General features: G+C 65.3%; 18 protein-coding genes. 11 read left to right on the top strand and 7 right to left on the bottom strand.

From position 1 onward, the window contains the following. Positions 1–95: 95 nt before the first annotated feature. Positions 96–845, bottom strand: coding sequence for a hypothetical protein (locus N825_RS38905; protein WP_157619210.1), 750 nt, complete (start codon positions 843–845; stop codon positions 96–98). A gap of 608 nt (positions 846–1,453) precedes the next feature. Here N825_RS38905 and N825_RS14555 point away from each other — a divergent pair. After that, positions 1,454–2,062, top strand: a complete 609-nt coding sequence (locus N825_RS14555; protein ID WP_157619208.1) for a hypothetical protein — start codon at positions 1,454–1,456, stop codon at positions 2,060–2,062. 276 nt (positions 2,063–2,338) lie between these two features. Here the strand turns inward: N825_RS14555 and N825_RS14550 are convergent, their stop codons facing one another. Continuing rightward, entirely contained in the window at positions 2,339–3,235 is an 897-nt protein-coding gene (locus N825_RS14550; protein ID WP_084164732.1) for an SDR family oxidoreductase, read from the bottom strand. A gap of 123 nt (positions 3,236–3,358) precedes the next feature. Between N825_RS14550 and N825_RS14545 the strand changes: the two genes are divergently transcribed. After that, positions 3,359–3,820, top strand: a complete 462-nt coding sequence (locus N825_RS14545) for a winged helix-turn-helix transcriptional regulator (RefSeq protein ID WP_037452916.1) — start codon at positions 3,359–3,361, stop codon at positions 3,818–3,820. Positions 3,821–3,834: 14 nt separating this feature from the next. Here N825_RS14545 and treY read toward each other — a convergent pair whose 3' ends face one another. Beyond that, a complete protein-coding gene (gene treY / locus N825_RS14540) occupies positions 3,835–6,642 on the bottom strand; it encodes a malto-oligosyltrehalose synthase (RefSeq protein WP_037452913.1) in 2,808 nt (935 codons plus the stop codon). Then, positions 6,639–10,286, bottom strand: coding sequence for a 4-alpha-glucanotransferase (malQ, locus tag N825_RS37905; RefSeq protein WP_051512368.1), 3,648 nt, complete (start codon positions 10,284–10,286; stop codon positions 6,639–6,641). The genes treY and malQ overlap by 4 nt, the downstream gene beginning before the upstream one ends. 220 nt (positions 10,287–10,506) lie before the next feature. Between malQ and N825_RS14530 the strand changes: the two genes are divergently transcribed. Further along, the gene (locus tag N825_RS14530; RefSeq protein WP_198038327.1) at positions 10,507–10,893 is read left to right on the top strand and encodes a response regulator; all 387 of its coding nucleotides are present in this window, start codon (positions 10,507–10,509) and stop codon (positions 10,891–10,893) included. Positions 10,894–10,906: 13 nt separating this feature from the next. Here the strand turns inward: N825_RS14530 and N825_RS14525 are convergent, their stop codons facing one another. After that, a complete protein-coding gene (locus tag N825_RS14525) occupies positions 10,907–11,182 on the bottom strand; it encodes a hypothetical protein (RefSeq protein ID WP_157619206.1) in 276 nt (91 codons plus the stop codon). Between the two features lie 268 nt (positions 11,183–11,450). Between N825_RS14525 and urtA the strand changes: the two genes are divergently transcribed. The 3 genes from urtA to N825_RS14510 all read left to right on the top strand — a co-directional run bounded on the left by urtA (position 11,451) and on the right by N825_RS14510 (position 15,103). Next, the gene (gene urtA, locus N825_RS14520; protein ID WP_084164747.1) at positions 11,451–12,668 is read left to right on the top strand and encodes an urea ABC transporter substrate-binding protein; all 1,218 of its coding nucleotides are present in this window, start codon (positions 11,451–11,453) and stop codon (positions 12,666–12,668) included. Positions 12,669–12,722: 54 nt separating this feature from the next. Then, positions 12,723–14,375 carry a methyl-accepting chemotaxis protein gene (locus N825_RS40780; RefSeq protein WP_037452908.1) on the top strand — a complete coding sequence of 551 codons (1,653 nt, stop codon included), beginning with the start codon at positions 12,723–12,725 and terminating at the stop codon, positions 14,373–14,375. A 146-nt stretch (positions 14,376–14,521) separates the two neighbouring features. After that, on the top strand, positions 14,522–15,103 hold the full coding sequence (locus N825_RS14510; protein WP_157619204.1) for a hypothetical protein: 582 nt from the start codon (positions 14,522–14,524) through the stop codon (positions 15,101–15,103). A gap of 124 nt (positions 15,104–15,227) precedes the next feature. Here the strand turns inward: N825_RS14510 and N825_RS14505 are convergent, their stop codons facing one another. After that, a complete protein-coding gene (locus N825_RS14505; RefSeq protein ID WP_037452905.1) occupies positions 15,228–16,103 on the bottom strand; it encodes a DUF3800 domain-containing protein in 876 nt (291 codons plus the stop codon). Positions 16,104–16,351: 248 nt separating this feature from the next. Between N825_RS14505 and N825_RS14500 the strand changes: the two genes are divergently transcribed. The 3 genes from N825_RS14500 (at position 16,352) to N825_RS14490 (ending at position 21,711) form a co-directional block, all read left to right on the top strand. Beyond that, positions 16,352–16,759 carry a VOC family protein gene (locus N825_RS14500; protein ID WP_037452903.1) on the top strand — a complete coding sequence of 136 codons (408 nt, stop codon included), beginning with the start codon at positions 16,352–16,354 and terminating at the stop codon, positions 16,757–16,759. Positions 16,760–16,904: 145 nt separating this feature from the next. After that, a complete protein-coding gene (locus tag N825_RS14495; RefSeq protein ID WP_051512364.1) occupies positions 16,905–18,434 on the top strand; it encodes a Y-family DNA polymerase in 1,530 nt (509 codons plus the stop codon). Positions 18,435–18,447: 13 nt separating this feature from the next. Then, entirely contained in the window at positions 18,448–21,711 is a 3,264-nt protein-coding gene (locus N825_RS14490) for an error-prone DNA polymerase (protein WP_037452901.1), read from the top strand. A gap of 19 nt (positions 21,712–21,730) precedes the next feature. Here N825_RS14490 and N825_RS14485 read toward each other — a convergent pair whose 3' ends face one another. After that, complete coding sequence (locus tag N825_RS14485; protein ID WP_037452900.1) at positions 21,731–23,455, bottom strand: hypothetical protein; 1,725 nt, start codon at positions 23,453–23,455, stop codon at positions 21,731–21,733. A gap of 236 nt (positions 23,456–23,691) precedes the next feature. Here N825_RS14485 and N825_RS38900 point away from each other — a divergent pair, with 236 nt between their 5' ends. After that, a complete protein-coding gene (locus N825_RS38900) occupies positions 23,692–23,868 on the top strand; it encodes a hypothetical protein (RefSeq protein WP_157619202.1) in 177 nt (58 codons plus the stop codon). Positions 23,869–24,007: 139 nt separating this feature from the next. Continuing rightward, the gene (locus N825_RS14480) at positions 24,008–25,204 is read left to right on the top strand and encodes a DUF2336 domain-containing protein (protein WP_051512363.1); all 1,197 of its coding nucleotides are present in this window, start codon (positions 24,008–24,010) and stop codon (positions 25,202–25,204) included. The last annotated feature ends 7 nt before the right edge of the window (positions 25,205–25,211 follow it).

Genomic DNA, 25,211 nt, shown 5'->3' with positions numbered 1-25,211 from the left:
TGAGTAGTGAATTTTTATTTTCTAAGTGCTAATTTTATTCCCAAAAATCCTTTAATCTGTGAAGTATTTAATTGTAATTTACCATGTTTAACAAGTTACACATCAGGCTTCCGATGTTGTTGCGCAAACGCTTTCAAATGATATCGTTCATCTGCGGTTATGATCACATTAGTTGTCGGATACTGATTCTGGAGTTCATTGCTTATGCGACCGGGAGCGAAGAATTGCAACAAGTAAGCCAATGGCGGATTAAAGCGCCGCCTATTCCAACCGGTCTTTTCATGCAATCTCGGTATCACTGCGTTGCAGTCATCTTCCAGTAGGGATTCAGCTAGGTAAACGGCATCCGCTCTGGTGTCGTAGCCCATCACAGCCCCGTCGAAGGCCCAAAATAGATCATAAGTGGTGTGAATTGCGGCTACCGGCGCACCTATGGCGGAATGTACATGAATTAGTCCGCAGTGCTTCAGTTCAGCAAGGGCATCATGGATTTCGATCTCATTTGCATTTGGAAATGCCGCTTTGATCTCGTTCCAACCATGCATGTCGTAAAATCCATTTGTCGTAGCTCTGACCAAATAAGTCGAGATTTGCGCCGCGACTTCGCCAATACGCAGCTTTGGTCGGAGGATTGATTCTAGTTCTTCAATAGCTGTCTCATGGAAATTTGCTGCGATTGTAATATTTTTCCGCCACGTCTCGATGTCACGCTCGAACTGCGATGGGTGTGTGTACGTGTATATACGCGTTAAAGCGCCTGTTATAGGTTCAAAACTAGCTATACTTTCAACAATAGCTCGAAGAGCTGAGCGCCTCTCGTCGGAGCTTGGAATTTCAATGGGCATAAAAATTTCCTCACTGTTCGGACTAACGCTCATTCATATACTGTAGAGAGGGCTCGTATGGATGGCAAGATTTATTGGCTATGCACTAATTAGTATGATAAGTAAATCAACATGCATGCAAATCCCTGCACTAAGAAGAATATGTCTCTTATTTCGATGTAAATCTGCGCATGAAGAACGGGTTAGGAATAGTGTAGGCCCTCTAACGCTCTAAAAGGGTTTTCCACTCTCGGAGGTTGTCACGCATCAAGGTGCCATACATCGATATTTTCACTCTTCTGCGAAGCCATACGGCATCGTTTCAACTTGCCGCCTGACCGCCTCACCAGCTGCTCACGTCAAAAATCCGGATTGAATTCCTAACTCCGCGCGGCTATACCACCACCATGACGCCAGCCGGATCTTTGAACCCGTAAATCACGCCACCCACTCTCGCCAAGAGCGAGCCACCCGGAATTTTGTCTCAAATAACCCCATTCGCCTTGACCTACCACCGTATTCGGTCCAGTGTCGGCGCACCTTCCGCAACCGCGAGGGCGGTTGGGCAGGGGAACGGCCATTCCCCAAACCCAACCTGACCAACGATGCAACCTTCAAGGACATCATCGATGGCTGATGCCAGCCTTACCACACCCGGCGCGGTTTCGCGCCGATTCTTGTTCTCCACCGCCGTGGCCGCCCTGTTGATCGCGGCGGCTCCGTTCAGGGCGGGGGCCTCATCGGCGGGGTCGCTCCCAAGCGGCTTTCCGGCGGGGCTTCTCGCCCTCCTGGATCGCTACCGCGACACCGGCAGGCGGCTTCGTGACATCGAAGCGGCCCATGCCACGACGCTGCTGTCGATCCCGGCCCGGTTTCGGCCGGGCGTGGCACCGGGGCAAAAAGTCTTGTCGCGCTGGGCGGAGTGGACCAGGGCGGAATTGGATGCCTTGGGACTGCCATCCTCCACCCCGCTGCGCCCCTCGCTCGTCGATTTCACCCGCGCTTACCAGCGAAACTTGAGCCCCGACCCGGAAGAGCGGCACGAAATCAACCGGCGGCACAGCGCGCGTGTCGCCGCGTGGCATGAGCGGCGGAACCTTCAGAATGACTGGTTCCGCCGAACCGGCCTAACCGCCATCGCCCGCGACCGCAGGCGCTGGCAGGAGGAAAAGGATCGGATCGAACGGGAAATGATGGAGTTGATGATCGGCCCCGACAAGGCCGCCACCGACGCCTGATCGCCCGCCTGAGGTCCCGCTTGGTCTCCAAGCCCTCAGGGGTCGCGCCGTGAAGCTCCCGGCTGCGGTTCACACCCGCCGTCGGGAGCCACGACAGTGACCCCCGACCGGAAGAATGATGACCTTCCGGCCGGGATAGTGACCCACAGTGACCAAGGATGACCTTCGGCGAGTTTTTTCCAAGGTCACCGATGATGACCCTCCCCAAGCCACACACCCGTCACCGCCCCCGTGACCGTCAGGGCAAGCGGGCACAACGTGGTCGGGTACCGAAGTTCACACCGCCTTCAGGAACGCCGCCTTGTTCGCGGTCAGGTAATCCCGCAGGCTCGTCGGGTCCTCGCCTGTCAGCGTCTTGACGCCATCGCCGACCAAATCCGCCCGGCCAACGCGGGTATTGGTGTCGAACGAAACCAGGATCGGCGCCAGGAATGCCGGAACCCCGGATGCCACCATGCCCTCCGCCAACTGTTCGTCGGTGACCTGGACCACAGTGATCGGCCTGCCGAACACGTCACTGGCGATAGCGGCGATCTCGGTGGTGGTGAGGGCTTCGGGGCCGGTCACGTCGTAGCGGGCGTTCCCTCTCTCCCCGGCCGCCAAAGCCGCCGCGGCGGCCCGCGCGCAGTCGTCGCGCGTCACGTGGGCGACGCGGCCATCCCCGGCCGACGTGAACCACTGGCCCGTGGCCAGGACATGGGGAAGCGAGAGGAGGAGGTTCTCGGCGTACCAGCTGTCGCGCAAAACGGTCCAGCCAAGCCCGCTGGCGGCCAGGGCCTGTTCGGTCCCGAAATGATCCGGCGCGAAGGGGATCGGCGAGCCGGGCTCGGGGTTCGGCATCGATGTGTAGACCACATGACCGACGCCCGCCTTCACCGCGGCATCCACCGCCGCCTTGTGCTGCGCGAGGCGCCGGCCGGGAACAGCGATCTCGTCGGTGGAGACGATCAGCAGGCGGTCGACCCCGGCGAAGGTACCTGCGAGGTCGGGATCGTCGAAATCGACTTTCCGGATCTCAGCCCCCAACTCGGCGAGGGCGGTCAGCTTGGACGGATCGCGCGAACCGGCGATCACCTTTCCTTGACCGCCCGCCAACAGGATCTCCACGACACGCCGGCCCAAGTGTCCCCCAGCGCCGGTAACCATCAGAGTCTTGACCCGATCACCCATCATCCCAATTCCTCAGCAAACGAGCGCATGGTCTCGATGAGAGCCATGGTCTCGAAATTAGACTTGCTGTAATTGGGGAGAACGGCGACCCGCTGTAAAGAAGGCAGGAATCAGGGAGATAGGCACATGGAGGGAACCACCACCGCCAAGAGGCGTATCGACGGTCCCGCCAGGGAACTCAGCGCCAGCAAGGAACTCAGCGAAGGTTTGAAGACTTGGCGCGACCGGTACCCGGATTTGGTCAATTGCCCGATCCGGGACGTGCTCGACCAACTCGGCGACAAGTGGAGCACGCTGATTCTGGTGACACTCGGTGGACGGCCGCATCGATTTGGCGAGCTTCGGCGGGAGATCGCGGATATCTCCCAGCGCATGCTGACCCAAACCCTGCGCGATCTTCAGCGCGACGGATTGATCAGCCGCCATGTCTTCCCGACCCAGCCGCCGAGCGTCGAATACCGCCTGACGCCGCTGGGCCAGACCCTGCTCGATCCCCTCGCTGGCTTGATCCGCTGGGCGGAGACGAACCATCGGGAGATCGGCAGGGCCCGGCGCGCGTTCGACGCCGTGAGGACCGAGACGGACTAGCGCCTCGGATCGCCTCAGTCCGAAACCGGCACCAGCAAGGCCAATGGGAAGCCGCCCATCAACGCGCCAGCGGGGAATGCCGCGCCATCCTCACGCGGTTCGGCCTCGATCACCGCGTTGGTCAGCAGGTTCCGCCAGCGGCCGGCGCCGACCACGGTCGGCAGCAGCACCGCCGTGTCGCCCCAGTCGGGATCGGCCTCCAGCCGGCAGACCAGACGCGGCACCGCCACGATCACGCTGTCGCCCTCGTGGACCCGCGCGAAGGCGCAGATCTGCTCCGGCTTGGCACCCTGGACGGTCAGCGCCTCATACGATCCGTGGGCGAAAAGATCGGGCTTCTCCGCCCGCAGCCTCAACGCCTGCCGGGTCACCGCCAGCTTGATGACGCCGTCCTGCCAGTGGTCGAACAGGGCGGGCAGGGAGGCCGGGTCCTGCTCCAGCTCGCCTTCCAACTGGTCCAGCGCCCGCTGATGCGTCTCGTAATCCACCGGCAGCCGGTTGTCTGGATCGACCAGGCTGAGGTTCCACATCTCGGAACCCTGGTAGATGTCCGGCACGCCCGGCACCGTCAGCTTCAGCAACGCCTGCGACAACCCGTTGAGGGCGCCCAGCTTGGCGACCTTGGCTTGGAACGGCACGAAGGCCTCCAGGAAGGGGCTCCGGCGCGACACGTCCAGGCACTCGTGCAGGAAGGCGGTCACCGCCTCCTCGTATTCCGTGTTGGGGGCGGCCCAGGTCGAATGCACCTTGGCCTCGCGGATCGACTTGATCATCGCGCCTTCGACACGTTCGATATAGCCCTTCAGCAACGATGCGTCCGGCTGCGTGATGTTCGTCAGCTCGGCCGGCCAGGACCCGATCAGCAGTTGGTACAGCAGGTACTCGTCGTTCTTGTCCGGCGGGGCGGTGCCGGCCATGTCGCCGCGCCGGGCGCGGACCATCCGGCTCCAGATGCGGATCTGGCGCTCCCATTCGTCGGGCATCTCGGACAGCACGTCGATCCGGGCGCGGGTGTCCTCGCCGCGCTTGGTATCGTGGGTCGAGGTCCCCAGCATCGCGTGCGGCCAGCGGCGCGCCCGCTCGAGGTTGGCGTAGTGGAAGGCGCTGACGCTGACTCCGAACTGGTCGGGGTGGCCACCGACCTCGTTGAGCGAGACCAATCGGTTGTAGCGGTAGAAGGCGGTATCCTCCAACCCCTTGGCCATCACCGGCCCGCTGTACTGCTGCACCCGCATCGCCAGACGGATCACGGCGAACCGGCTGTAGCCGTTGCGCGGCTCGGCCACCAGATCGCCGGACAGCAGGGCTTGCAGGAAGTCGAACACGCTCGGGTCGGCCGCGTCCACCGCGCGTCGCGCCTGGGTGATGGCCCAGTCGATGTCGCGCCGGTCGCTCTCCGCCGGGGTCGAGCCGTCGATATAGGTCCGATAGACCGGGAAGCGGGCGACGATCTCCTTCAGCGCGGAATGCAGGATATTGTTGGTGAAGTCGGCCGTCCGCCAGTTGGAGCGCGCCACACGGGCGGCGTCGCGGGCGAGCACGTTCAGCTCGCTCGCCATCTCGTGTTCCATGATGCGGATCTTGCTCTCGTGGACGATGTCCTCGAAGGATTGATCCAGCTCGGTGAACTCGGTGTAGATCCGGTTGAAGGCCTCCTCGCCGGCCGGATCAACGAACAACCCGTTGACGAGGTTGGTGAACTCGTAGCCGGTCGTGCCCTCGATAGGCCAGTCCTCGCGCAGGCGCTCGTGATGCGCCAGGATCTTCTCGACCACCAGATAGAATGGCTTCGACGCCTTCTCGCGCAGGCGGATGCAATAGCCCTTGGGATCGACCAGACCGTCGATGTGGTCGATCCGGATGCCGTCGAGCGTGCCGTCCTCGACCAGGTCCAGGACCAGCTTGTGCGTCAGGTCGAACAGTTCCGGCTGCTCCATGCGCAGGCCGGCCAGCTCGTTGATGTTGAAGAAGCGGCGATAGTTGATGTCGTCGGCCGCGACCTTGAAGTACGCGGCGCGCCAGTTCTGCTGCTGGATCAGCCCATGCAGCGGCCGGAAGCTGTCGGGCTCGCCCGCCGTGCCGGTGAACTTTTTCAGGCGCGCCTCGATCGCCTCGGCGACGTCGGGCTTGTCGGCGACCAGACCGGCCAGCTCCGCCTTCAACTCCGACGCGCGCCGCTCGACATGCGGACGGAAGGTCGGCAGCGCGTCGAAGGCGTCGCCCAGCTTCTCCAGGTCGGCGTGGTCGTGGCCCAGGATCTCGGCGTAGTTCAGCGGGCAGATCGGCAGCTTGTGGCTGCCATAGGCCCAGACCGCGAAGCTGCCCTCCTCGGCGTCGAATTTCAGCGCCAGTTCGCCGTCCTCCAGCACCTTGCCATACTGGTCGCCCAGGAACGGGATCAGCAGCTTGCCCTGGAGGAAGCGGCGGTCGGGGTCCCAGTCGATGTCCAGATAGCCGGCATAGGCGGAATCCTGGCCCCACTCCAGGATGTTCAGCCACCAGACATTGTCGGCGCCGCCGACGCCCATGTGGTTCGGCACGAAATCGACGATCTGCCCCAGGCCAGCCTGCTTCAGCGCGGCGATCATCCGCTTGAAGCCTTCCTCGCCGCCCAGTTCCGGATTGATGGCGTTGTGGTCGACGATGTCGTAGCCATGCGTGCTGCCCGGCCGTGCCTTCATGTACGGCGACGCGTAGAGGTGGCTGATGCCCAGCCGGGCCATGTACTCGGTCAGCGCGCTCGCGTCGTCGAACTGGAAATCCTTGTTGAACTGAAGGCGATAGGTTGCCCGCGGAATGGGCGTGCCGGCTGGATTACTCATCGGTGGTCGGCCTTTTTGGCGGAGGGGGAGAGCGGGCGGGCGTCCCGGAAGATTTGTGCCAGCGCGACAACGCGTTGGTTGCCGTTTAGTTCCTCCAAGGCCAGCGACTGCTTGCGCCTCCAGTTGGGATGCTGGTCGGTGGTCGCGGGGAGGTTGACCTGGACCGGCTCGTCCGTCAGGTCGTCGATCTGGACCATCGCGATGCCGGAACGAGTCCGCGCCAGGAAGATGTGGACCGCCCGCGACAGGGCGTCGTCATAATCGGAGTCGACCGAATATCCCGCCGGCAGATCGAGGCCAGCCGCCTTGAGGGCGTCGAGCAGGGATTGCTTGTCCCGGCTCCGCAGGTCCGCCTGGTTCCGCGCCTCATCGGCACCGGGATAAAGGCCATGCTGTTCCTTCAGCCCGATGTCGTGGCCTTCCCACCAGCCGCGCAAGGTCGCGAGATCGTGGCTGCCGACGGTCGAGAGTGCCAGCTTCGGGTAATCCTCCGGCCCATTGAAGCCGCCGCTCTCGGCGTATTCAAAGATCACGACGCGGTACGACAGGATGCCGGCCTCGGTCATGCGCTCCCGGAAACCCTCAGGCACGGTGCCCAGATCCTCGCCGACCACCAGGCATTTCTGCCGCTGGCTCTCCAGCGCCAGGATGCCGACCATGTCATCCATCGGATAGGCCACGTACACCCCCTCGGACGCCGGCTTGCCCTCCGGGATCCAGTACAGGTGTTGAAGCGCCATGACGTGGTCGATCCGCAAGCCGCCGGCGTGGCGCATGTTGGCGCGCACCAGATCGATGAAGCCGGCATAGGCTTGCTCGCGCAGCGCCCGCGGATCGAACGGCGGCAGGCCCCAATCCTGCCCGGCGGGATTGAACAGGTCCGGCGGCGCTCCGACATGGGCCGCCGTCACGACCACGCCGGGGCTGGCCCAGGTCTCGGCACCGCCGCTGTCGGCGCCGACCGCCAAGTCGCGGTACAGGCCAACGACCATCCCACGCGCCTTGGCCTCGGCGGCGGCTTCCGCCAACTGCTCGTCAGCGACCCATTGGGTCCAGGCGTGGAAATCGATCCGGGAGGCGTTTTCGGTGGCGAAATGGTTGACCGCGTCGCTGTCCGGCTTCCGGAATTCCTCCGGCCATGACCGCCAATCCGCCCGATCCGGGGCAAAGTGCTGGCGCAGCGCCAGATACCGGCATAGCCGTTCAAGAGGCTCGCCCTGCCCGTCGCGGAACTTCTGGAAAGCCGCGCGGCGCTCGGGGGTCGCCTGTTCCTGGAACTGTTGGAACAGGATCTCCAGAACCGGCAGCTTCAACGCCGCCGCCTCGCTGTAATCGACCAGGTCGGTGGTCCGGCACGCTTCCAGACGCCGCTTGAACTCCGGCCCTTCGGTCAAGGCGCGGCACCGCTCGCAGCCGGCGAACTCGGGCACCTTGACGGGATCGATGTAGAGGATGTTGAGATAAAGGCGGCTCGCCGGGGAATAGGGGCTGGCGTGCTCCGGGTTGTCCGGGAACATGGTGTGCAGCGGGTTCAGGCCGATCACCGAGGCGCCCAGATCGGCGGCGTCGCCGACCAGCTTCGTCAGATCGGCGAAATCGCCGATGCCCCAGTCGTCCTTCGAACGCAGCAGATACAGTTGGGCGGAGATGCCCCAGATGCCGGCACCGGTTTTGACCTCGTCGGGAAGATGGCAACTGTCCGGCGTGACGATCAGCGGCATCGTCGCCTCGTCCATGCCGCCGCCAGCCACCGTCAGCCGGTGATACCCAGGGGGCAGTTCCAGATCGAGCGTCAGCCGGCGAAGTTCGACCGCGCGCCCCTGAAACTCGCCGGTGCGAAGCAGTTCCAGGTCGGAGAAGACCACCGCACCCTCGTGCTGGCCGCCGCCCTCCTCGGTCACCCGCCAGCGCAGCCGCGCGGCGCTGGGAACGAAGGCGACCGGCACCTCGACACTTCGCAGGCTCGCCCGCACCACCACGACCGGCGGCAGCGGAGTCGCCAACTCCGCCTCGTCCAGGGCGTTCAGCCGCCGTTCCGCCTGCGTTTCGTCCTGGGCCTCATACCCCATGGCGGCCAGCATGTTGCGCTTGGTCGCCTCGGCGACGCGGATGGTCTGGTTGGCGGCGTTCTTGTACTCCAGCTCGATGCCGGCCCGTTCCGCCAGCCGGTCCAGCGCGGGAGTGGCCGAGGCGACGGGATCGTCCAACAAGCCGATCACGCCCTTCAGCGGGATCGCCACCCAGTCCGGCCGGTTCGCCAGCTCATAGCCAACCTCGTAGAGCGCCTTCTCGAACAGGAACAGGCGCAGCAGGCTCTCGGCGTGCGCCGGGTCCTTGGGATAGCCCGGTGCGCCGGTGATGGCGGCGCGGTAGGCGTCGAGGAAGGCGGCCGTAACCGTCCGGGTCCAGTCGTCCGGCCGTTCCGGCTTGGCGGTCGCGGCGGCGTAGGCGAAGGAGCGCAGCATGCCGGCGACATCGCGCAGCGGCGAATGCTTGGCGCGCCGCTCGGCCAGCGGGCGCATCGGTTCGCCCTCGAAATCGATGATGAAGACGTCGCCGCGCGACACCAGGACTTGGCCCAGGTGATAATCGCCATGCAGGCGGGTGCGGCTGACCTCCAGATCCTTGGGCGCCAGGGCGTCGAACCGGGCGATCAACTCGTCCCGCCGGGTGACCAGATCCTCGGCTTGGCGGCGGACCGCCGGGTCGAGGCGGGGCAATGCCCGCTCCAGCGACGCCAGGGTGGTGCGCGCCATGGTCTTGACCGCCTCCACCCACTCGGAGATCACCCCGGCATCGACCGGCTCCGGCTGAAAATTCCGATCATCGGTCAGGGTCGCCAGCGCGTGGTGCATCTCGGCGGTGCGCTGGCCCAGCCGTCCCACCAGGGCCGCCAACTCGGGATCGACCGGCGTCCGGGTCCGCGCCAGTACATGGCCCCAGGCGTCCTCCGCCTCCGGAACCAGCGCCTGGAGCACGCACAACGCCACAGGCTGGCCGGAGGCGTCGGGGCGCTCGATCGAGCCCATCAGGGCCGGCGTATTGGCGAACCGCGCCGCCTTGGTCAGGAAGCGGCCGACCTCGACCTCGGGATGGGTGCCCGGCTCGAGCTTCCGGAATCCCTTCAGCATGGCTCCGTCGCCGATCCGGATCGACGTGTTGGACTGCTCCGTCCGCGACCGCTGTATGGTGGGCTCGGGCTCGCCGGTTCCGCCCATCTCCCGCAGCAGCGCCCGCACGAAGCTGTCCCGCGCGAAGGCGTCGACCAGCACACCGGCGCGGCGATCCTGCCGCACCCGCGCCAGCACCGCCGGATCCCCAACTCCGACCTGATCGCCCCACAGGATCATCAGCGGCAGGAAGTAACGCTGCTCGGCGGCACCCGGAGGACTGACCCGCAACGTCGCCAGCACCGCGGGCCCCTCGTCGGTGTCGATCCGGCCACTCTCGTCCAGACCGACGGAGGGTGTTCCGGCATCCTTGGCCCCGTACCAGCGATTGCGCGGCAGATAGGCTGGCAGCACCTGCTTGGTCAGCGTGTCGAGCGCTTCTCCCCGCAAGGCGGTCAGGATGTCGGTGGCGGAGGCGGCTAGATCGATCGTGACCGGATCGGCGGAAGCCGGGACGGCGGCGGAGGTCGCCATGGGATGCACCCCTGGGGTTGAACAGTGACGGCCCAACCCCTCAGGCCTTGGTTAAGTTCCGCCTTTTCAGCCATGGAATGATGACGGGCTCATCTGGCTTCGACCTTTTCGATCTTGCGATCGCCCTCTACTCCTTCCTAGCCATCGACCAGAGCCCCAAGTCGATGGAGTGTGCTGTCATGGCGGCCAGATGTATGGCGCCGCCGAGTGGGAGGAGTTGATGACCGAAGGCTGCAAGATTTTGATCGTCGAGGATCAGATGCTGATCGCGATGGATCTGGAGCGGCTTATCGAGGGTATGGAGTATCAGGTGTGCGGTCTCGCCCGCACCCGGGCCGAGGCGATTCGGCTGGCCGAGGAACACCGGCCCGATCTGGTGGTGATGGATGTGCGCTTGGCGGATGGCGGCGACGGCATCGCGGTGGCGCGGGAAATGCGCCAGCGGTTCAACATCGGAGCGCTGATGATCTCGGGTCAGATCGACGCGGCACAGGCGGAACAGGCCCAGGCCGAGATCTTCCTCCGCAAACCTTTCGAGGCTCGCCAGTTGCGCCGCGCCATCGCCGACGCCCTGCGTCTCCGACAATCCCATCCGGATCCGGAATGACGCCGGGAGCGGCTTACCGTCCCAAGGTCCTGTCCATCCGGCGCGATTCGTTCCTCGTGTCCAGCAACTCGCGCCGGTCCAGGGTGTCGAGCTTGCCCTGACCATCCAGTTGTTCGCGCCGGGTCTCGGATTGGCGAAGCTGGTCACGATAAAGCTCGGCCCGGCCTCGATCGACCGGATCGAGTTGCCGGGGTGGGGGAGAGAACCGGTACGGAGCCGCGGGGTTCCTATCGACCGGCGCCTGCGCCATCGCCGCGCTGATCGGCAGCAGCAAAGCCGCCAGGATCATCAGATTTTTCATAATGGGAATGTGGTGCGCCGACAGCCGCCCGTCCAGGCCGCGGCTTGGCGGCGAGCGCCCGGATATGGGCATCGCCCCGCCAGCCAACCGCCACGCGGCGGGATCGCCCGTACTCGTCTCGCCCCACCTTGGTATGTTTCATTAACGCTCAAGATATAAATTCCCTCAAATCTATCCAAAAGTCATATGCTCGGCACGCCGATCATCTGTCCAAAGGTATGGTTCGACTATTCTTCAAGGGGTGGACCGCATCACCATGTCAGGCATCCGTAACCGGCTTCTGGGCCTCGCCTCCGCTTTTCTCCTGTCCCCCCTCCTGGCGACAGCCGCGGTCGCGGCGGAGCCCGTCAAGATCGGCGTCCTGCATTCGCTGACCGGCACCATGGCCATCAGCGAGATCACGCTGAAGGACACGATCCTGATGATGGTGGCGGAGCAGAACAAGAAGGGCGGCGTGCTTGGCCGCCCGATCGAGGCGGTCGTGGTCGATCCCAAGTCCGACTGGCCGACCTTCGCCACCGCGGCCGAAAAGCTGCTGGGCGAGGACAAGGTGTCGGCGGTGTTCGGCTGCTGGACCTCGGTATCGCGCAAGCACGTGCTGCCGGTGTTCGAGAAGCGCGACGGCCTGCTGTTCTACCCCGTCCAGTACGAGGGGCAGGAACAGTCGCCGAACGTGGTCTACACAGGCGCCACGCCGAACCAGCAGGCCATCCCGGCGGTCGAATACCTGATGAGCGCCGATGGCGGATCGGTCAAGCGCTTCTATCTGGCCGGCACCGATTACGTCTATCCGCGCACGACCAACGAGATCCTGGTCAACTTCCTCAAGACCAAGGGCGTCGCGGAAAGCGACATCATCGTCAACTACACGCCGTTCGGTCATCAGGACTGGGCCAAGATCGTCACCGAGATCAAGGACTTCGCCGGCAAGGGCAAGAAGACGGCGGTGGTCTCCACGATCAACGGCGACGCCAACACCGGCTTCTACAACGAGTTGGCCAAGCAGGGCATCACCGCCTCGGACATCCCGGTCATGGCCTTCTCGGTCGGCGAGGGTGAGCTGGCCGGCCTGGACGTCACCCCACTGGTCGGCCACCTGACCGCCTGGAACTACTTCATGTCGTCGGATGCCTCCGAGAACGCCGACTTCATCGCCCGGTGGCAGACCTTCATCAAGGACGAGCTGCGCGTCGTCAACGACCCGATGGAGGCGCATGTCATGGGCTTCCAGCTCTGGGTCAAGGCGGTGGAGAAGGCGGGATCGACCGACGTGGCCGCGGTCCGCGCCGCGATGAAGGGCCTGACCGTGCGCTCGCTGTCGGGCTTCGACGTGATCTACGACGCCGAGACCCAGCACCTGCACAAGCCCGTCGTGATCGGCGAGATCCTGCCGTCGGGCCAGATGCAATTGGTCTGGAAGTCGCCCGGATTGGTCGAGCCGAAGCCCTGGAGCCCCTACATGCCGGCCAAGTGAGGCACCGTCGGCCACGGGTGATCCAGAGGTACCAGAGGTCGGGGGTTCATTGTCATGGGTAGCGTCAGAAACACCGTCGCGACCACCAGCATCGGGCGGCGGCTGGCTTTCTCGGTCGCGGCCCTGGTGGTCGTCGGTGTCGCCCTCCTCGTCACCGTCCAGAGCCTGAGCGCCCATCGGAACCTGCGGCGGGCGGTCGAGGACGGCGCCCTGGCCTTGTCGGAGCGGCTGACGCTCGACGCGGCGGAGGTCGTGCGCTGGCGCAAGGTTCCCGCCATCGATGCTTTCCTGGAAATTGTCGCCGCCAGCGAGCGAGTCGACGCGGCGGCGTTGGCGGTGTTCGACGATTCCGGCAAGCGGCTGACCGCCAAGATGGTGGCGGATCGCCCGCCCTACGACTTGGAAGCCGCCTTCGCGGCGGCGCGCGAGACCTTGCTGACGGGGGAGGTGGTCCACTACGCCACCAGCGATCATTTCGTCGTGATGGCGCCGACCCGGTTCGGCAAGGACAACAAGATCGTGGGCTTCTTCACGGTCGCCTGGAGTTTCGAGGCGAGCAACGCGTCCTTGCGGAGTTCGCTGGTCAACGAGATGGTTTTGGCCGCGGTGATCGTGGCGGCGGTGGTGACGCTGCTCCTGCTGATGCTCCGCCACATGGTGATCAAGCCGGTCCATGGCATGACATCGGCCATGACCGATCTCGCGGATGGCCACCTGGATGTCCAGATCCCGATCCACGCCCGGAACGACGAGATCGGCGCCATGTCCCGGGCGCTGGCCACATTTCGGGAGAACGCGCGCGAGCGCCTCCGGCTCCAGTCCGACAACGAGCGCCAGAAACTGGAGGCGGAGGAGAACCGGCGCGCGGGGATGCGGCGGCTGGCCGAAACCTTCGACGCCACCGTCAGGGGCGTGGTCGACGCGGTCGCCAGCGCCGCGCGCCAGATGCAGGGCAGCGCCCGGAACCTGTCCGCGATCGCGGGGCAGACCAGTTCCCAGGCCAATCAGGTGGCATCGGCCAGCGAACAGGCGCTGGCCAATGTCGGGACCGTCGCCAGTGCCACCGAGGAGTTGAGCGGCTCGATCGGCGAGATCGGCCGGCAAGTCGCCGACAGCGCCCGGATGGCGCGCTCCGCCGTCGCCGAGGCCGAGCATACCAACCAGACGGTGGAGGGCTTGGCGACGGCGGTGGCCCGGATCGGCGAGGTGGTGCAGCTGATCCAGGACATCGCCAGCCAGACCAACCTGCTGGCGCTCAACGCCACGATCGAGGCTGCGCGCGCCGGGGAGGCCGGCAAGGGCTTCGCGGTGGTCGCCAGCGAGGTCAAGCTGCTGGCGACCCAGACCGCCAAGGCGACGGAGGAGATTTCCAGCCAGATCGGCTCGATCCAGTCGGCGACGGGCGGCGCCGTCGGCGCCATCCGCCACATCGGCCGGACCATCGTCGGCATCGACGAGATCGCCTCGACCATCGCCGCCGCGGTCGAACAGCAAGCCGCCGCCACCCAGGAAATCTCCCGCAACGTCCACGAGGCGGCGCACGGCACCACGGAGGTCAGCCGCAATATCGGCGAGGTCACGCGGGCCGCCGGTGAAACCGGCAGCGCCGCCGCCGATGTCCTGGCGGCGTCCGACGACCTTTCGCGCCAGTCGGACCATCTCAGCCGCGAGGTGGAATCCCTGATCGCGACCATCCGGGCGGGCTGAGTTTGGCTTTGGAGGACGCGATGGTTTGGCTCGACGCGGTCAAATAGGTTTCGGAACGGGCCAAAACCGCGTCTCCGGTTGTTAACGGTTCACTCGCTCCGACGAACGAACCGATGGGTGACATGATGCGACGGACCACACGCCTGATGATGCTCATCATGACCCTGGCCGTCATGGTTCTGGCCGTCGGGGCCTGCGCGGGACCGGCCGGGCGCGCCAACATGGCGGTCTCCAACCTCTCGGCCCCGATCGAACCGTTCGACGGGGGACTGATCGGCGGCATCGCCGTCGCCTCCGTCGATGGCGGGCGGGAGACCAACCCGCTCTGGACCTCCGAGGTTGGCGACGAGGATTTCCGGGGCGCCCTCAACGATAGCCTGCGCACCTACGGCTGGCTGTCCGAGGGCGAGGCGCCGCGCTACATCCTCCGCGCCCATCTGCTGGAAATCCGCCAGCCGTTGGTCGGCCTCGCCATGACCGTGACCGCCAAGGTCCGCTACGAACTGGTCGACGCCGTCAACGAGGAACCGAGCCAAGCCGAAACGGTCACCACCGAGCACACCGTCCCCTACGGCCAAGCCTTCGCCGCCGACGACCGCGTCCGCATGGCCAACGAAGGCGCCATCCGCGCGAACATCCAGGAATTCCTGGCACGCCTAGCCGTGAAACCGCCGCCGAGTTCGAGCACTCCGGTGGCGGAGGTGGCGATGCCCAAGAGTCCGACTTGAGTCGATGAGAGCCGCGGTGTTCAAGATCATTGACGCGCGGCATGCGGCATGCCATATGGGTAGTGGAGGCTTTGTTGGTCTGAAAAGGCTACATTGCCTTTTTTATTTGCGGGTCGTTTGAATTCTAGGCCATTGGCAGTGCTGGAACCAACCTCGCGCTCAATTCCAAGCTGCGGATCACTTTGAAGCCCCAAACGTGGTCGCCGCTTGGCCGCTGGTTATGATACCGCAAAGCCAGCGCTCCGCGCGCCATTTCATCCAACTCGTCACGCTTGGGTTCGACCATGAAGCGTAACCGAACTCCCCAGCTGATGACGTAGGCTAAAATATCAGCCATCTGCACCATGGTGGTCAAGTCGCTGTGGACGAACAATGGCTGGGGAATGATCAGACGTGAGCGTGTCCGGCCATTCTTCGTCTTTAGGAAATACTCCTCCATCTGAGTCAATAGTATATGGCTTTGACTCTTATCCAGTTCGTCGAAGATGATCGTTCCCATGGGATCTCCTTGTTCCGCGTTTAGGAACTGGTAGAATCGCTCGAACAAGAATGCATAGTCCTTGCGTAGGTAGGAGACTGGTTGTCTGGGGAGATTGTTGGAGACGATGCTGGCGAATGCCACGCACTTGAAGTTCTTACATATATCCAAAGCATCGCGACAATATGCAATCTTCGCTTGAGCGAGAGCGGTCAAACGTGCTTTGGTCACGGCTGTGCCATCCTCCAAGATCTCTCGGGCGAGCTTCCGTCGTTCGATAATGGGAATGGCTTCCATTTGAGCCGCATGCTTGAAGGTTTTGGTCTTCAGTAGCTTCTGTGCTTTGGCTTCCTGTCCATAAGCTTGAAATAATGGAAGATCGAAGTGGAATCGTTGAGCGTTGTTAAGCTCGGTTATCAACGCCCATAGTCGACGGTCTTCAACGGCTATGCCGGCGAGAACCTCGTATGGGGATTGACGACGATCCTGACCTGATTCATCGATGAACAGAAACCAACTCAAATCAGGATCTCCATCTCACACGTGGCTATGCGTCTGTATGTGAATTTCGATTAACAAAGTAAATCTGGATATTTTCCTATATAAATAATGTTGTCTACCTAAGATTTTTGTTTACCGTGCAAACTAATTCATGTGAATTCATCAATGATCTGATGATTGATCAGCGTGGTGACGTGGGAAGGTGGATGTGGACTTGGAAATGGCGCGGCCATGAGCAAGCTTCTATCACGGTTGTTTTGAGGGGCCCAATGTTCTCCCACGTCCACATCGGGATCACCGACTTCGATCGGGCTTTCACTTTCCACTGCGGGATCATGGCCGAGCTTGGCTACCCGCTGAAGTTCCGCGAGCCGGAGAATGGCTGGGCGGGATGGATGCCGAAGGATGGCGGAAGGCCGCTCTTCCTGATCGGGACGCCGTTCGATGGCCGGGACGCCGCACCCGGCAACGGCACCATGGTGGCCCTCCTGGCACCCAGCCGGGAAGCCGTCGACCGCGCCCACGCCTTCGCTCTCGCCAACGGTGGACGGGACGAGGGACCGCCGGGCTTGCGGCCCCGGTACCATCCCAACTATTACGGGGCCTATTTCCGTGATCCGGATGGCAACAAGATCTGCGTCTGCCATCACGATCCGGAACCCACCATCCGACCCTGAACCCCTGATCCCTGACCAGACTACCCCCTCCTGAAGGGGAAGTTTTTCCACCGACTGCCTTGACCTTCCCGTTCGCCTCGTGTGTTCTTGATTTGTTCACCTCAAACGGGAGGGACGGACGGGAGGATATGGAGGTGGGGTATCGATGGCGCGGCGGGTTCTCTCCTTGTGGCTTTCCAGGCTGGCGGTCGATCGGCTGGCCCGGCGCAAGCCGGCTTTGCGGGAGGTGCCGCTCGTCACGATCCTGGGGGACCGGGGGCGGATGATCGTCGTCGCGGTCAACGCGGTGGCCGAATCGGCTGGCGTCCAACCCGGCGCGACTCTGGCCGACGCCCGCGCGCTGGAGCCCTCCGTCACCCCCATCGACGCCGATTTCGCGGCCGACGCGCTGGCGCTGGATGGACTGGCCGACTGGTGCGGGCGCTACACCCCCTGGGTCGGGCTGGACGCGCCCGATGGCCTGTTCCTGGACGTGACTGGCTGCGGCCATCTGTTCGGTGGCGAGGCGGCGCTGCTCGACGACATCGTCGCCCGGCTGAAGGCGTTCGGCTATCAGGCCAAGGCGGCGGTGGCCGACACGGCGGGCGCCGCCTGGGGCATGGCGCGCCATGTGCGCGACCCCATCGTCGCGGTACCTCCCGGACAGGGGCGCCAAGCCTTGGCGGGGCTGCCTGTCGAGGCGCTACGGCTGCCGCCCGACACGGCGGCTGGGCTGCGCCGGCTCGGCATGCGGCGGGTCGGCGATCTCTATGGCATGCCGCGCGCCGGGATCACCACACGGTTCGGCGTGATCGTCACCAGGATGCTCGACCTCGCCCTGGGTGTCGCGCCGGAGCCGATCTCGCCGCGCCGGCCGGTCACGCCCCACGTCGCCCGCGCCGCCTTCGCCGAACCGATCTCGACGCCGGAGAACCTGACCACCGCGACGCTCCACCTGCTGGACGAGCTGTGCGCCGGACTGGAACGGGCGGGCAGGGGAGCGCGCCGGCTCGAACTGCGGTTCTTCCGGGTCGATGGCCGGGTCGAGCGCTCCATCGTCGGCACCAGCCGGCCGGTCCGCGCGGCCGGACATCTCGCCCGTTTGTTCGCCGGCAAGCTGGACCGGGTGGAGCCCGGCCCCGGCGTCGAGATCATGATCCTCTCCGCCACCGCCGAACCGCTCGCCGCGTCCCAGGTCGAGATGCCCGTCGGCGACGCCGCGCCGACGCTCGCGGGTACCCATGAGGAGGGTGAGTTGGTCGACCGGCTGGGCAACCGCTTCGGCCTCATCCGCGTCCAGCGCCTGCTGCCGCGCGAGAGCTGGTGGCCGGAAAACGCCGTGGAGGCCGTGCCGGCGCTCTCGCCGCCGACCTCCCCACCCTCGACGGCGGCCGCCATCTGGCCAGCCGATCGCACCCGCCCGCTCCGGCTGCTGGCCCGGCCGGAACCAATCGACGTGATCGCCCCGGTGCCGGACGATCCGCCCCTGTCCTTCCGCTGGCGCGGCGTCGCCCACAAGGTCGTCCACGCCGAGGGACCGGAGCGGCTGGAGCCTGAATGGTGGCGCGAGCTGAACGAGCTGCGCGACTACTACCGGGTCGAGGACACCGAAGGCCAGCGGTTCTGGGTCTACCGCGCCGGGCTCTACCAGCCGGGGCGCACGGCGCGCTGGTACCTGCACGGCGTTTTTCCATGAAGAGCTTCCGGCCATGAGGAATCCCGGCTACGCCGAGCTTCAGGTCTCGACCAATTTCAGTTTCCTGCGCGGCGCCTCCCACGCCGAGGAACTGGCGCTGACCGCCGCGGCGCTCGGTCATTCCGCCATCGCGGTGACCGACCGCAACAGTCTGGCCGGCGTGGTCCGCGCCCATCTCGCCGCCAAGGATGCCGGCATCCGGCTGGTGGTCGGGTGCAGGCTCGACCTGACCGACGGGCCAAGCCTGCTCTGCCTGCCGACCGACCGCGCCGCCTATGGCAGGCTGTCGCGGCTGCTGACAGTCGGGCGGCTGCGGGCTCCCAAGGGCCAGTGCCACCTGACCGTCGCCGATCTCCGCGACCATGCCGAGGGCCAGATCCTGGTGGCGCTCGCCCCCGACCATCCCGACGCCGGTTTCACCAAGGCCCTCGGGGAGTACCGCGCGCTGTTCCGAAAGCGCCTGTATCTGGCGGCCAGCCACCTCTACCGGGGTGACGACGCCCGCCGGCTGGTCCGGCTGGAGGCCCTGTCCGCCGAAGTCCGGGTGCCGCTGGTCGCCACCAACGATGTCCACTACCACGCGCCGCACCGCCGCGTGCTCCAGGATGTCCTGACCTGCATCCGCGAGCATCGCACCATCCATGAGGCCGGCTATCTGCTGGCCGCCAACGCCGAGCGCCACCTGAAGGCGCCGGAGGAGATGGCCCGGCTGTTCCGCCGCCACCCCGACGCCGTCGCCCGCACGGTCGAGATCGCCGAGGCCTGCGTCTTCTCGCTGGACGAACTGCGCTATGAATATCCCGACGAGATCACCACCGCCGGCAGGACCACCCAGGCGGAACTGGCCCACCTCACGGCGCTGGGCGCCGCCGAGCGGTATCCCGACGGCGTCCCGGCCAAGGTCCAGGCGGCGATTGACCATGAGCTGCCGCTGATCGACCAGCTTGGCTACGCGCCCTATTTCCTGACCGTCCACGACATCGTCCGCTTCGCCCGCTCACGCGGCATCCTGTGCCAAGGCCGCGGCTCGGCGGCCAACTCGGCGGTGTGCTATTGCCTGGGCATCACCGCCGTGGACCCGGCGCGCTCCGACCTGCTGTTCGAGCGGTTCGTCTCCGCCGCCCGCAACGAGCCGCCCGACATCGACGTGGATTTCGAGCACGAGCGGCGCGAGGAGGTCATCCAGTACATCTACGCCAAATACGGGCGCGACCGCGCCGGCATCGCCGCAACCGTCAGCCGCTATCGGGCGCGCGGCGCCATCCGCGAGGTCGGCAAGGCGCTGGGCTTGTCGGAGGACACGGTGGCCAGGCTCGCCGGGTCGATCTGGGGCTGGGGCAGGGACGGCATCGACGAGGATCGGGCGCGCGAGCACGGCTTGGACCCGACCGACACGACGCTCCGCATGGTGCTGGACCTCGCCGGCGAATTGATCAACTTTCCCCGCCACCTGAGCCAGCATGTCGGCGGTTTCATCATCACGCGGGGGCCGTTGTCGGAACTGTGCCCCATCGTCAACGCCGCCATGCCCGACCGCACGACGATCGAGTGGGACAAGGACGACATCGACGCGCTCGGCATCCTCAAGGTCGACGTGCTGGCGCTCGGCATGCTGACCTGCCTGCGGAAGGGCTTCGACCTGCTGCGCGACCACCACGGCGTCGATCATACCCTGGCCTCCGTCCCGGCCGAGGACGCCAAGGTCTACGAGATGCTGTGCCGGGCCGACAGCCTGGGTGTCTTCCAGGTCGAGAGCCGGGCCCAGATGTCGATGCTGCCGCGCCTCCGCCCGAACACCTTCTACGATCTGGTGATCGAGGTCGCGATCGTCCGTCCCGGTCCGATCCAGGGCGACATGGTCCACCCCTACCTGCGCCGCCGCCAGGGCAAGGAGAAGGTCGACTACCAGCGGGACGAGTTGCGCCAGGTATTGGAGAAGACCCTGGGCGTGCCGTTGTTCCAGGAGCAGGCGATGCGGATCGCCATCGTCGCCGCCGGGTTCACCCCGTCGGAGGCGGACCAGCTGCGCCGCGCCATGGCGACCTTCCGCAAGTCCGGCATCATCCACACCTTCGAGGACAAGATGATCGGCGGCATGGTCGAGCGGGGCTACGACCGGGATTTCGCCGAAAGCTGCTTCCGCCAGATCGAGGGCTTCGGCACCTATGGCTTCCCAGAGAGCCACGCCGCCAGCTTCGCGCTGCTGGTCTACGTCTCGGCCTGGATGAAGTGCCACCATCCCGACGTCTTCGCCTGCGCCCTGCTGAACAGCCAGCCCATGGGCTTCTACGCCCCGGCCCAGATCGTGCGCGACGCCCGCGACCATGGCGTCACCGTGCTGGGGCCGGATGTCGGGCACTCCGACTGGGACTGCGGGCTGGAACCCACTCGCGACCCCACCGGTTCCGGATATCGCGCGCTCCGCCTGGGCCTTCGCCAGATCAAGGGTTTCCGGCGGGCCGACGCGGCGGCGCTGGTGGCGGCGCGGTCGGCGGCGCCGTTCCAGGATCCGCACGATGTCCGCCGCCGCGCCCGGTTGTCGTCGTCCGCCCTGGAACTGCTGGCCCAGGCCGACGCGTGGCGTTCGCTGGGCCTCGACCGCCGGGCGGCGCTCTGGGTCGTCCAGGCGCTGGGGCCGGAGCCCTTGCCGTTGTTAGCCCGGATCGAGGGGCCCGCCCTGCCGGAGTCGGCGGTCACGCTCCCCGACATGGCGCTCGGCGAGCATGTGGTGGAGGACTACGCCAGCCTGTCGCTGTCGTTGAAGTGTCATCCGCTCAGCCTGCTGCGGCCGGGGCTGGAGCGGGCCGGGGTCTCGCCCAGCACCCGCCTCGACGAGGTCCGGCACAACACGCGGCTGACCGTCGCCGGCCTCGTGCTGGTGCGCCAGCGGCCCGGCAGCGCCGCCGGGGTCGTCTTCATCACGCTGGAGGACGAGCATGGTGTGGCCAACCTGATCGTCGTCCCGCCCGTGTTCGAGCGGTTCCGCAAGGTCATCCTGACCGCCCGCATGATCTCCGCCACCGGCCGGGTCGAGCGCCATGACGGCGTCGTCCACCTGCTGGCCGATCACCTGACCGACCAGAGCCCGCGCCTGCGCGAGCTGACCGCCGAGCCGGACTTCTTCCAGCCCCGTGCCATGGCCGGCGGCATGGCGCGCGCCGACGAGGTCAAGCGCCCGGTCCCCGACCAGCGCGAGAAGCCAAGCCAGCGGGAGAAACCGGATCAAAGGAGAAACGAGGTCGCGAAGGTCTTCCCCGACGGCCGCAACTTCCGCTGAGGCGTCCCTACCGGGAACCTCAGCGTCCCGCCAGCCCCGACGATTTCAGCAGGCTGCGCAGCGACAGCAGCGCCTGCTTGCGCTCGGCCTCGGCCTTGAACCGCTTCAGGAACGGGTCCAAGAACTCCGGGCTGTTGACCGCGCGGCCGACCGCGTCGACCGCGCAGGCGCGCGCCTTGCCCTCGGGCAGGGGAGAGGCGGCGCACAGCTTCATCAACTGGAGGATTCGGTCCATGAAGGTTCGATTCGGCGCGTTCAGCACGTCGATCCGGACGATGTCCAGCATGGTGGCGTCCAGATCGGTCAGCAGCTTGGCCTGGGTGTCCGGATCCATCTCCGCGCCGGCGATGTCGCGATGCATGCCGACCAGGATGGGCAGGGCGGCGGGACGGTCCTTGCCGCCGCCTTCCCGAACCAGATCGTCGGGCGACCACGCGGCGCGCACGAACTCCGTCATCTTGGCCTTGCTGGCGACATAGGGCATCAGGTCGACGATCCGCACCAGCGTCCGCACCTTCTCCGACGGCAGCTTGCACTGGCCGATGGCCTCCGCCACGCTTTCCGGGTTGATCAGGCGAAGGGCGCGCTGCTCCAGCGTCTCCAGCATCTCGATGTCATGGGCCAGCGGCGGGGTCTCCTTGAACAGCTCCATCAACAGATGCAGCGTCTGAGCCTGGTTCCACAGCGCCCGCTCCGCCTTCAGCGGGGCGATGTTCGTCAACTCGCGGATCACCCGGCGCTCGATCGTGCTGCGCGTCCGCGGGCAGCGGCCCTCGCGGATCAGCCAGTTGAGCGCCCGGATGCCATCCGACGCCCGGTTGGCCGGCGCCTCGTAGCGGCCCGCGTGCAGGTCGAGCAGCGACCTGATGTGGGTCAGGCGGTCGGCCGGGTTCGGCCCGGTCAGATCGTTGGTCACGGTGGAGGCGTTGGCGATCTCGGACAGGATCGCGTCCAGGGGCATCACGTGGCGCGCCGGCAGCCGCTCCTCCACCAGATGGCCCAGGGCGTCCAACTTGCCGATCCAGCCTTTGGGGGCCTCGGCCAGGTAGAGCGAGAGCGCCCGCAGGATGTGATACGCGGCGGCGTCGGGATGCTTGGCCTCCAGCGCCGCGCATTGCGCGCCATAGCTCCCGGGAACGCAGGCCTTGACGGGAACGCGCTTGGCGTCGGCCCGCAACTCCGCCAGCACTTGGTCGCCCAGGGCCAGCAAGTCCTTGAATCGGCGCTGGACCGGCACGTCGGTTCCCTGGACCTGTGCTATCGCCACCTTCTGCAGGGCGCCCTGGAGGGTGGTGCCCGCGTCGTTCAGGCGCAGCGCGTTGGCGTCGGAATGCAGCAGTTCCAGGGGTGTCAGCCGGTTGTCGTCCAGGTAGCGCTGCAAGGCCGCCGCCATCGTCTCCCGCGCCCTGTCGCTCCGCAGGTCGGCCACGGTCCTGCATATGCCATCACCGCCGGGAACCGGCATGATCAGGGGGGCCGAGACGTCAACCGCGCCATCACGCCAAAGCGTGCGGGACAGGATGGTTCTGCTGACGTGGTCGTAGTCCGCGTATTCCGTGCACAGGGCGACCCGGGCGCCGAAACCCACCTTGTCCGCCTGCGCGTTCCGCGCGCCACTCTCCGCCTCATCCCGATCCAGCGTGGTCTTCGCGCACATCCAGTAACTGCCGTGGTAGGTGTGCAGTTCATAGAAAACGCGGGTTGTTCCAACGGCTTCGGAATTGGTGTCGATGGCTTCGGGCACGCAGGGGGTCCTTTATGGGCAGGGATCCTTTTTGGATCGTGAGCCACGAGGCTCGGCGGCGTTCAACCGTCCCATGACTTGTCTATATCCTAATGGAGGAGAGGTTAAAACTTTCGATAAATAAATTATCTCAAATGTGACATGAAATCGCCAAGCGCATCGGCGTTGACCCTATCGATAGAAAGAGTTAATCTGATTTCGCAATCTCGCACTTTCGCAAAAGGCGGAGCGGAACCATGGAAGTCGGTCAATATCCCACGCAGCTTGGCGTCGTCGGCATGAAAATCGCCAAGAAGAGCCAGGAAACGCAGGCCCAGGTCGTCACCCAGGCGATGCAGAACACCAAGGAACTCGTCCAGAGTTCCGCCCAGTCCAGCGGCGGCGCCGGCAAGATGCTCAACATCAAGGCCTGATCCTCCCGGCACCGATCCCCCGGTATCCCCAGGACGGAGCCGATGACGGACGCGGCCTTAACGTTTTGTTGCGAATAAATCCGCACGATGACGAACCAATAAGTCTCGCGTTCGCGGCCGTCCCTTCGGGCGGGAGGGGATGATGGCCGGATCAGGTCTTTCGGAACAAGATGTCAAGCGGCTGCTGGTGGATCGATCCCCGCAGGCCCGCATCGAAACCATGTCGAAAGTGATCGCGGACTTCGAGTCCGGACGCTTTACCGGCAAGGAACAGGAACTGGTGGGCCAGATCCTCCAGCGCCTCGCGATCGATGCCGAGATGGCTGTCCGCGAGGCGGTCGCCTGGCAGATCCACAACAGCCCGCTGCTCACCACCGACCTCGCCAAGCGGCTGGCCCAGGACGTCGCCGAGGTGGCGTTCCCGGTTCTGCGCCACGCGACGGTCCTTGCCGACGATTTCCTGGTCGACGTGGTCAAGCAGCGCGACAGCAAGAAGCAGGTCGCCATCGCGGCCCGCGACGAGGTGTCGGCCACGGTGTCGGAGGCCCTCGTCGACACCGCCAACATCACCGCGATCGAACGGCTGGTGCGCAATCCCGGCGCCAGCCTCACGGAACCGACGCTGCACAAGACCCTGGACCGCTTCGGCGCGATCGAGACGATCAGCGAATCGATGGCGAGCCGGGACGACCTGCCGATCACCGTGATCGAAAAGCTGATCCATTACGTCTCGGAGGAGATCCGGGACGAGTTGGCCAGCCGCCACGACCTGCCCGCCGGTTTGCTCGGCGGCTTGGTCGAGCACGGCAGGGAGGCCGCGACCCTCCTGCTGCTCAAGCCCATGACCGGCCGCTTCCGCGATGTCGAGGTGTTCGTCAGGCATCTTCAGGCGAACAACAGGCTGACCCCATCGCTTCTGTTCCGCTCGCTGTGTTGCGGCGATCTCGATCTCTTCATCGCCGGCATCGCCGTCCGCTGCGGTCTCGCCATGGCGAACGCCAGGCTCCTGATATACGACGAGGGGCAACTCGGCCTGCGCGCCGCGTTCGAGCGTTCCAAGCTGCCGCTTGGATTGCTGCCGCCGTTCCGATCCGCCGTGGCGGTCGTCCGCGAGACCGGCTACCGGGGAGAGGAGGCGTTGCGCGCCGACTTCCAGCGAAAGGCGGTCGCCCGCGTGTTCAACGACTGCGCCGGCAAGGGCGACCGGGACATCGAGGAGCTGTTGCTCCAGCTTTTCGATCACAAGACCGACATCCACCTCAAGGACGTCGTGCCGGCACCACCGACCACCGCCGACCTCAGCGGCAATCCCACGATACGACGCACCAGTCCGTGAGTTTCCA

The sequence above is a fragment of the Skermanella stibiiresistens SB22 genome, assembly GCF_000576635.1.
Taxonomy (GTDB): Bacteria; Pseudomonadota; Alphaproteobacteria; order Azospirillales; family Azospirillaceae; genus Skermanella; species Skermanella stibiiresistens.
Note: the sequence above shows the minus strand (reverse complement) of the source record. Positions and strands in the feature narration are given on the sequence as shown.

Excerpts from the sequence above, each read along its gene's own strand:
- N825_RS14490 (WP_037452901.1), top strand. The coding sequence starts at position 18,448 with ATGAGGAATCCCGGCTACGCCGAGCTTCAGGTCTCGACCAATTTCAGT.
- N825_RS14530 (WP_198038327.1), top strand. The coding sequence starts at position 10,507 with ATGACCGAAGGCTGCAAGATTTTGATCGTCGAGGATCAGATGCTGATC.
- N825_RS14495 (WP_051512364.1), top strand. The coding sequence starts at position 16,905 with ATGGCGCGGCGGGTTCTCTCCTTGTGGCTTTCCAGGCTGGCGGTCGAT.
- N825_RS38905 (WP_157619210.1), bottom strand. The coding sequence starts at position 845 with ATGCCCATTGAAATTCCAAGCTCCGACGAGAGGCGCTCAGCTCTTCGA.
- treY (WP_037452913.1), bottom strand. The coding sequence starts at position 6,642 with ATGAGTAATCCAGCCGGCACGCCCATTCCGCGGGCAACCTATCGCCTT.
- N825_RS38900 (WP_157619202.1), top strand. The coding sequence starts at position 23,692 with ATGGAAGTCGGTCAATATCCCACGCAGCTTGGCGTCGTCGGCATGAAA.
- N825_RS14510 (WP_157619204.1), top strand. The coding sequence starts at position 14,522 with ATGATGCTCATCATGACCCTGGCCGTCATGGTTCTGGCCGTCGGGGCC.
- malQ (WP_051512368.1), bottom strand. The coding sequence starts at position 10,286 with ATGGCGACCTCCGCCGCCGTCCCGGCTTCCGCCGATCCGGTCACGATC.
- N825_RS14555 (WP_157619208.1), top strand. The coding sequence starts at position 1,454 with ATGGCTGATGCCAGCCTTACCACACCCGGCGCGGTTTCGCGCCGATTC.
- N825_RS14480 (WP_051512363.1), top strand. The coding sequence starts at position 24,008 with ATGATGGCCGGATCAGGTCTTTCGGAACAAGATGTCAAGCGGCTGCTG.
- N825_RS14545 (WP_037452916.1), top strand. The coding sequence starts at position 3,359 with ATGGAGGGAACCACCACCGCCAAGAGGCGTATCGACGGTCCCGCCAGG.
- N825_RS14525 (WP_157619206.1), bottom strand. The coding sequence starts at position 11,182 with ATGATCCTGGCGGCTTTGCTGCTGCCGATCAGCGCGGCGATGGCGCAG.
- N825_RS14500 (WP_037452903.1), top strand. The coding sequence starts at position 16,352 with ATGTTCTCCCACGTCCACATCGGGATCACCGACTTCGATCGGGCTTTC.
- urtA (WP_084164747.1), top strand. The coding sequence starts at position 11,451 with ATGTCAGGCATCCGTAACCGGCTTCTGGGCCTCGCCTCCGCTTTTCTC.
- N825_RS40780 (WP_037452908.1), top strand. The coding sequence starts at position 12,723 with ATGGGTAGCGTCAGAAACACCGTCGCGACCACCAGCATCGGGCGGCGG.
- N825_RS14550 (WP_084164732.1), bottom strand. The coding sequence starts at position 3,235 with ATGATGGGTGATCGGGTCAAGACTCTGATGGTTACCGGCGCTGGGGGA.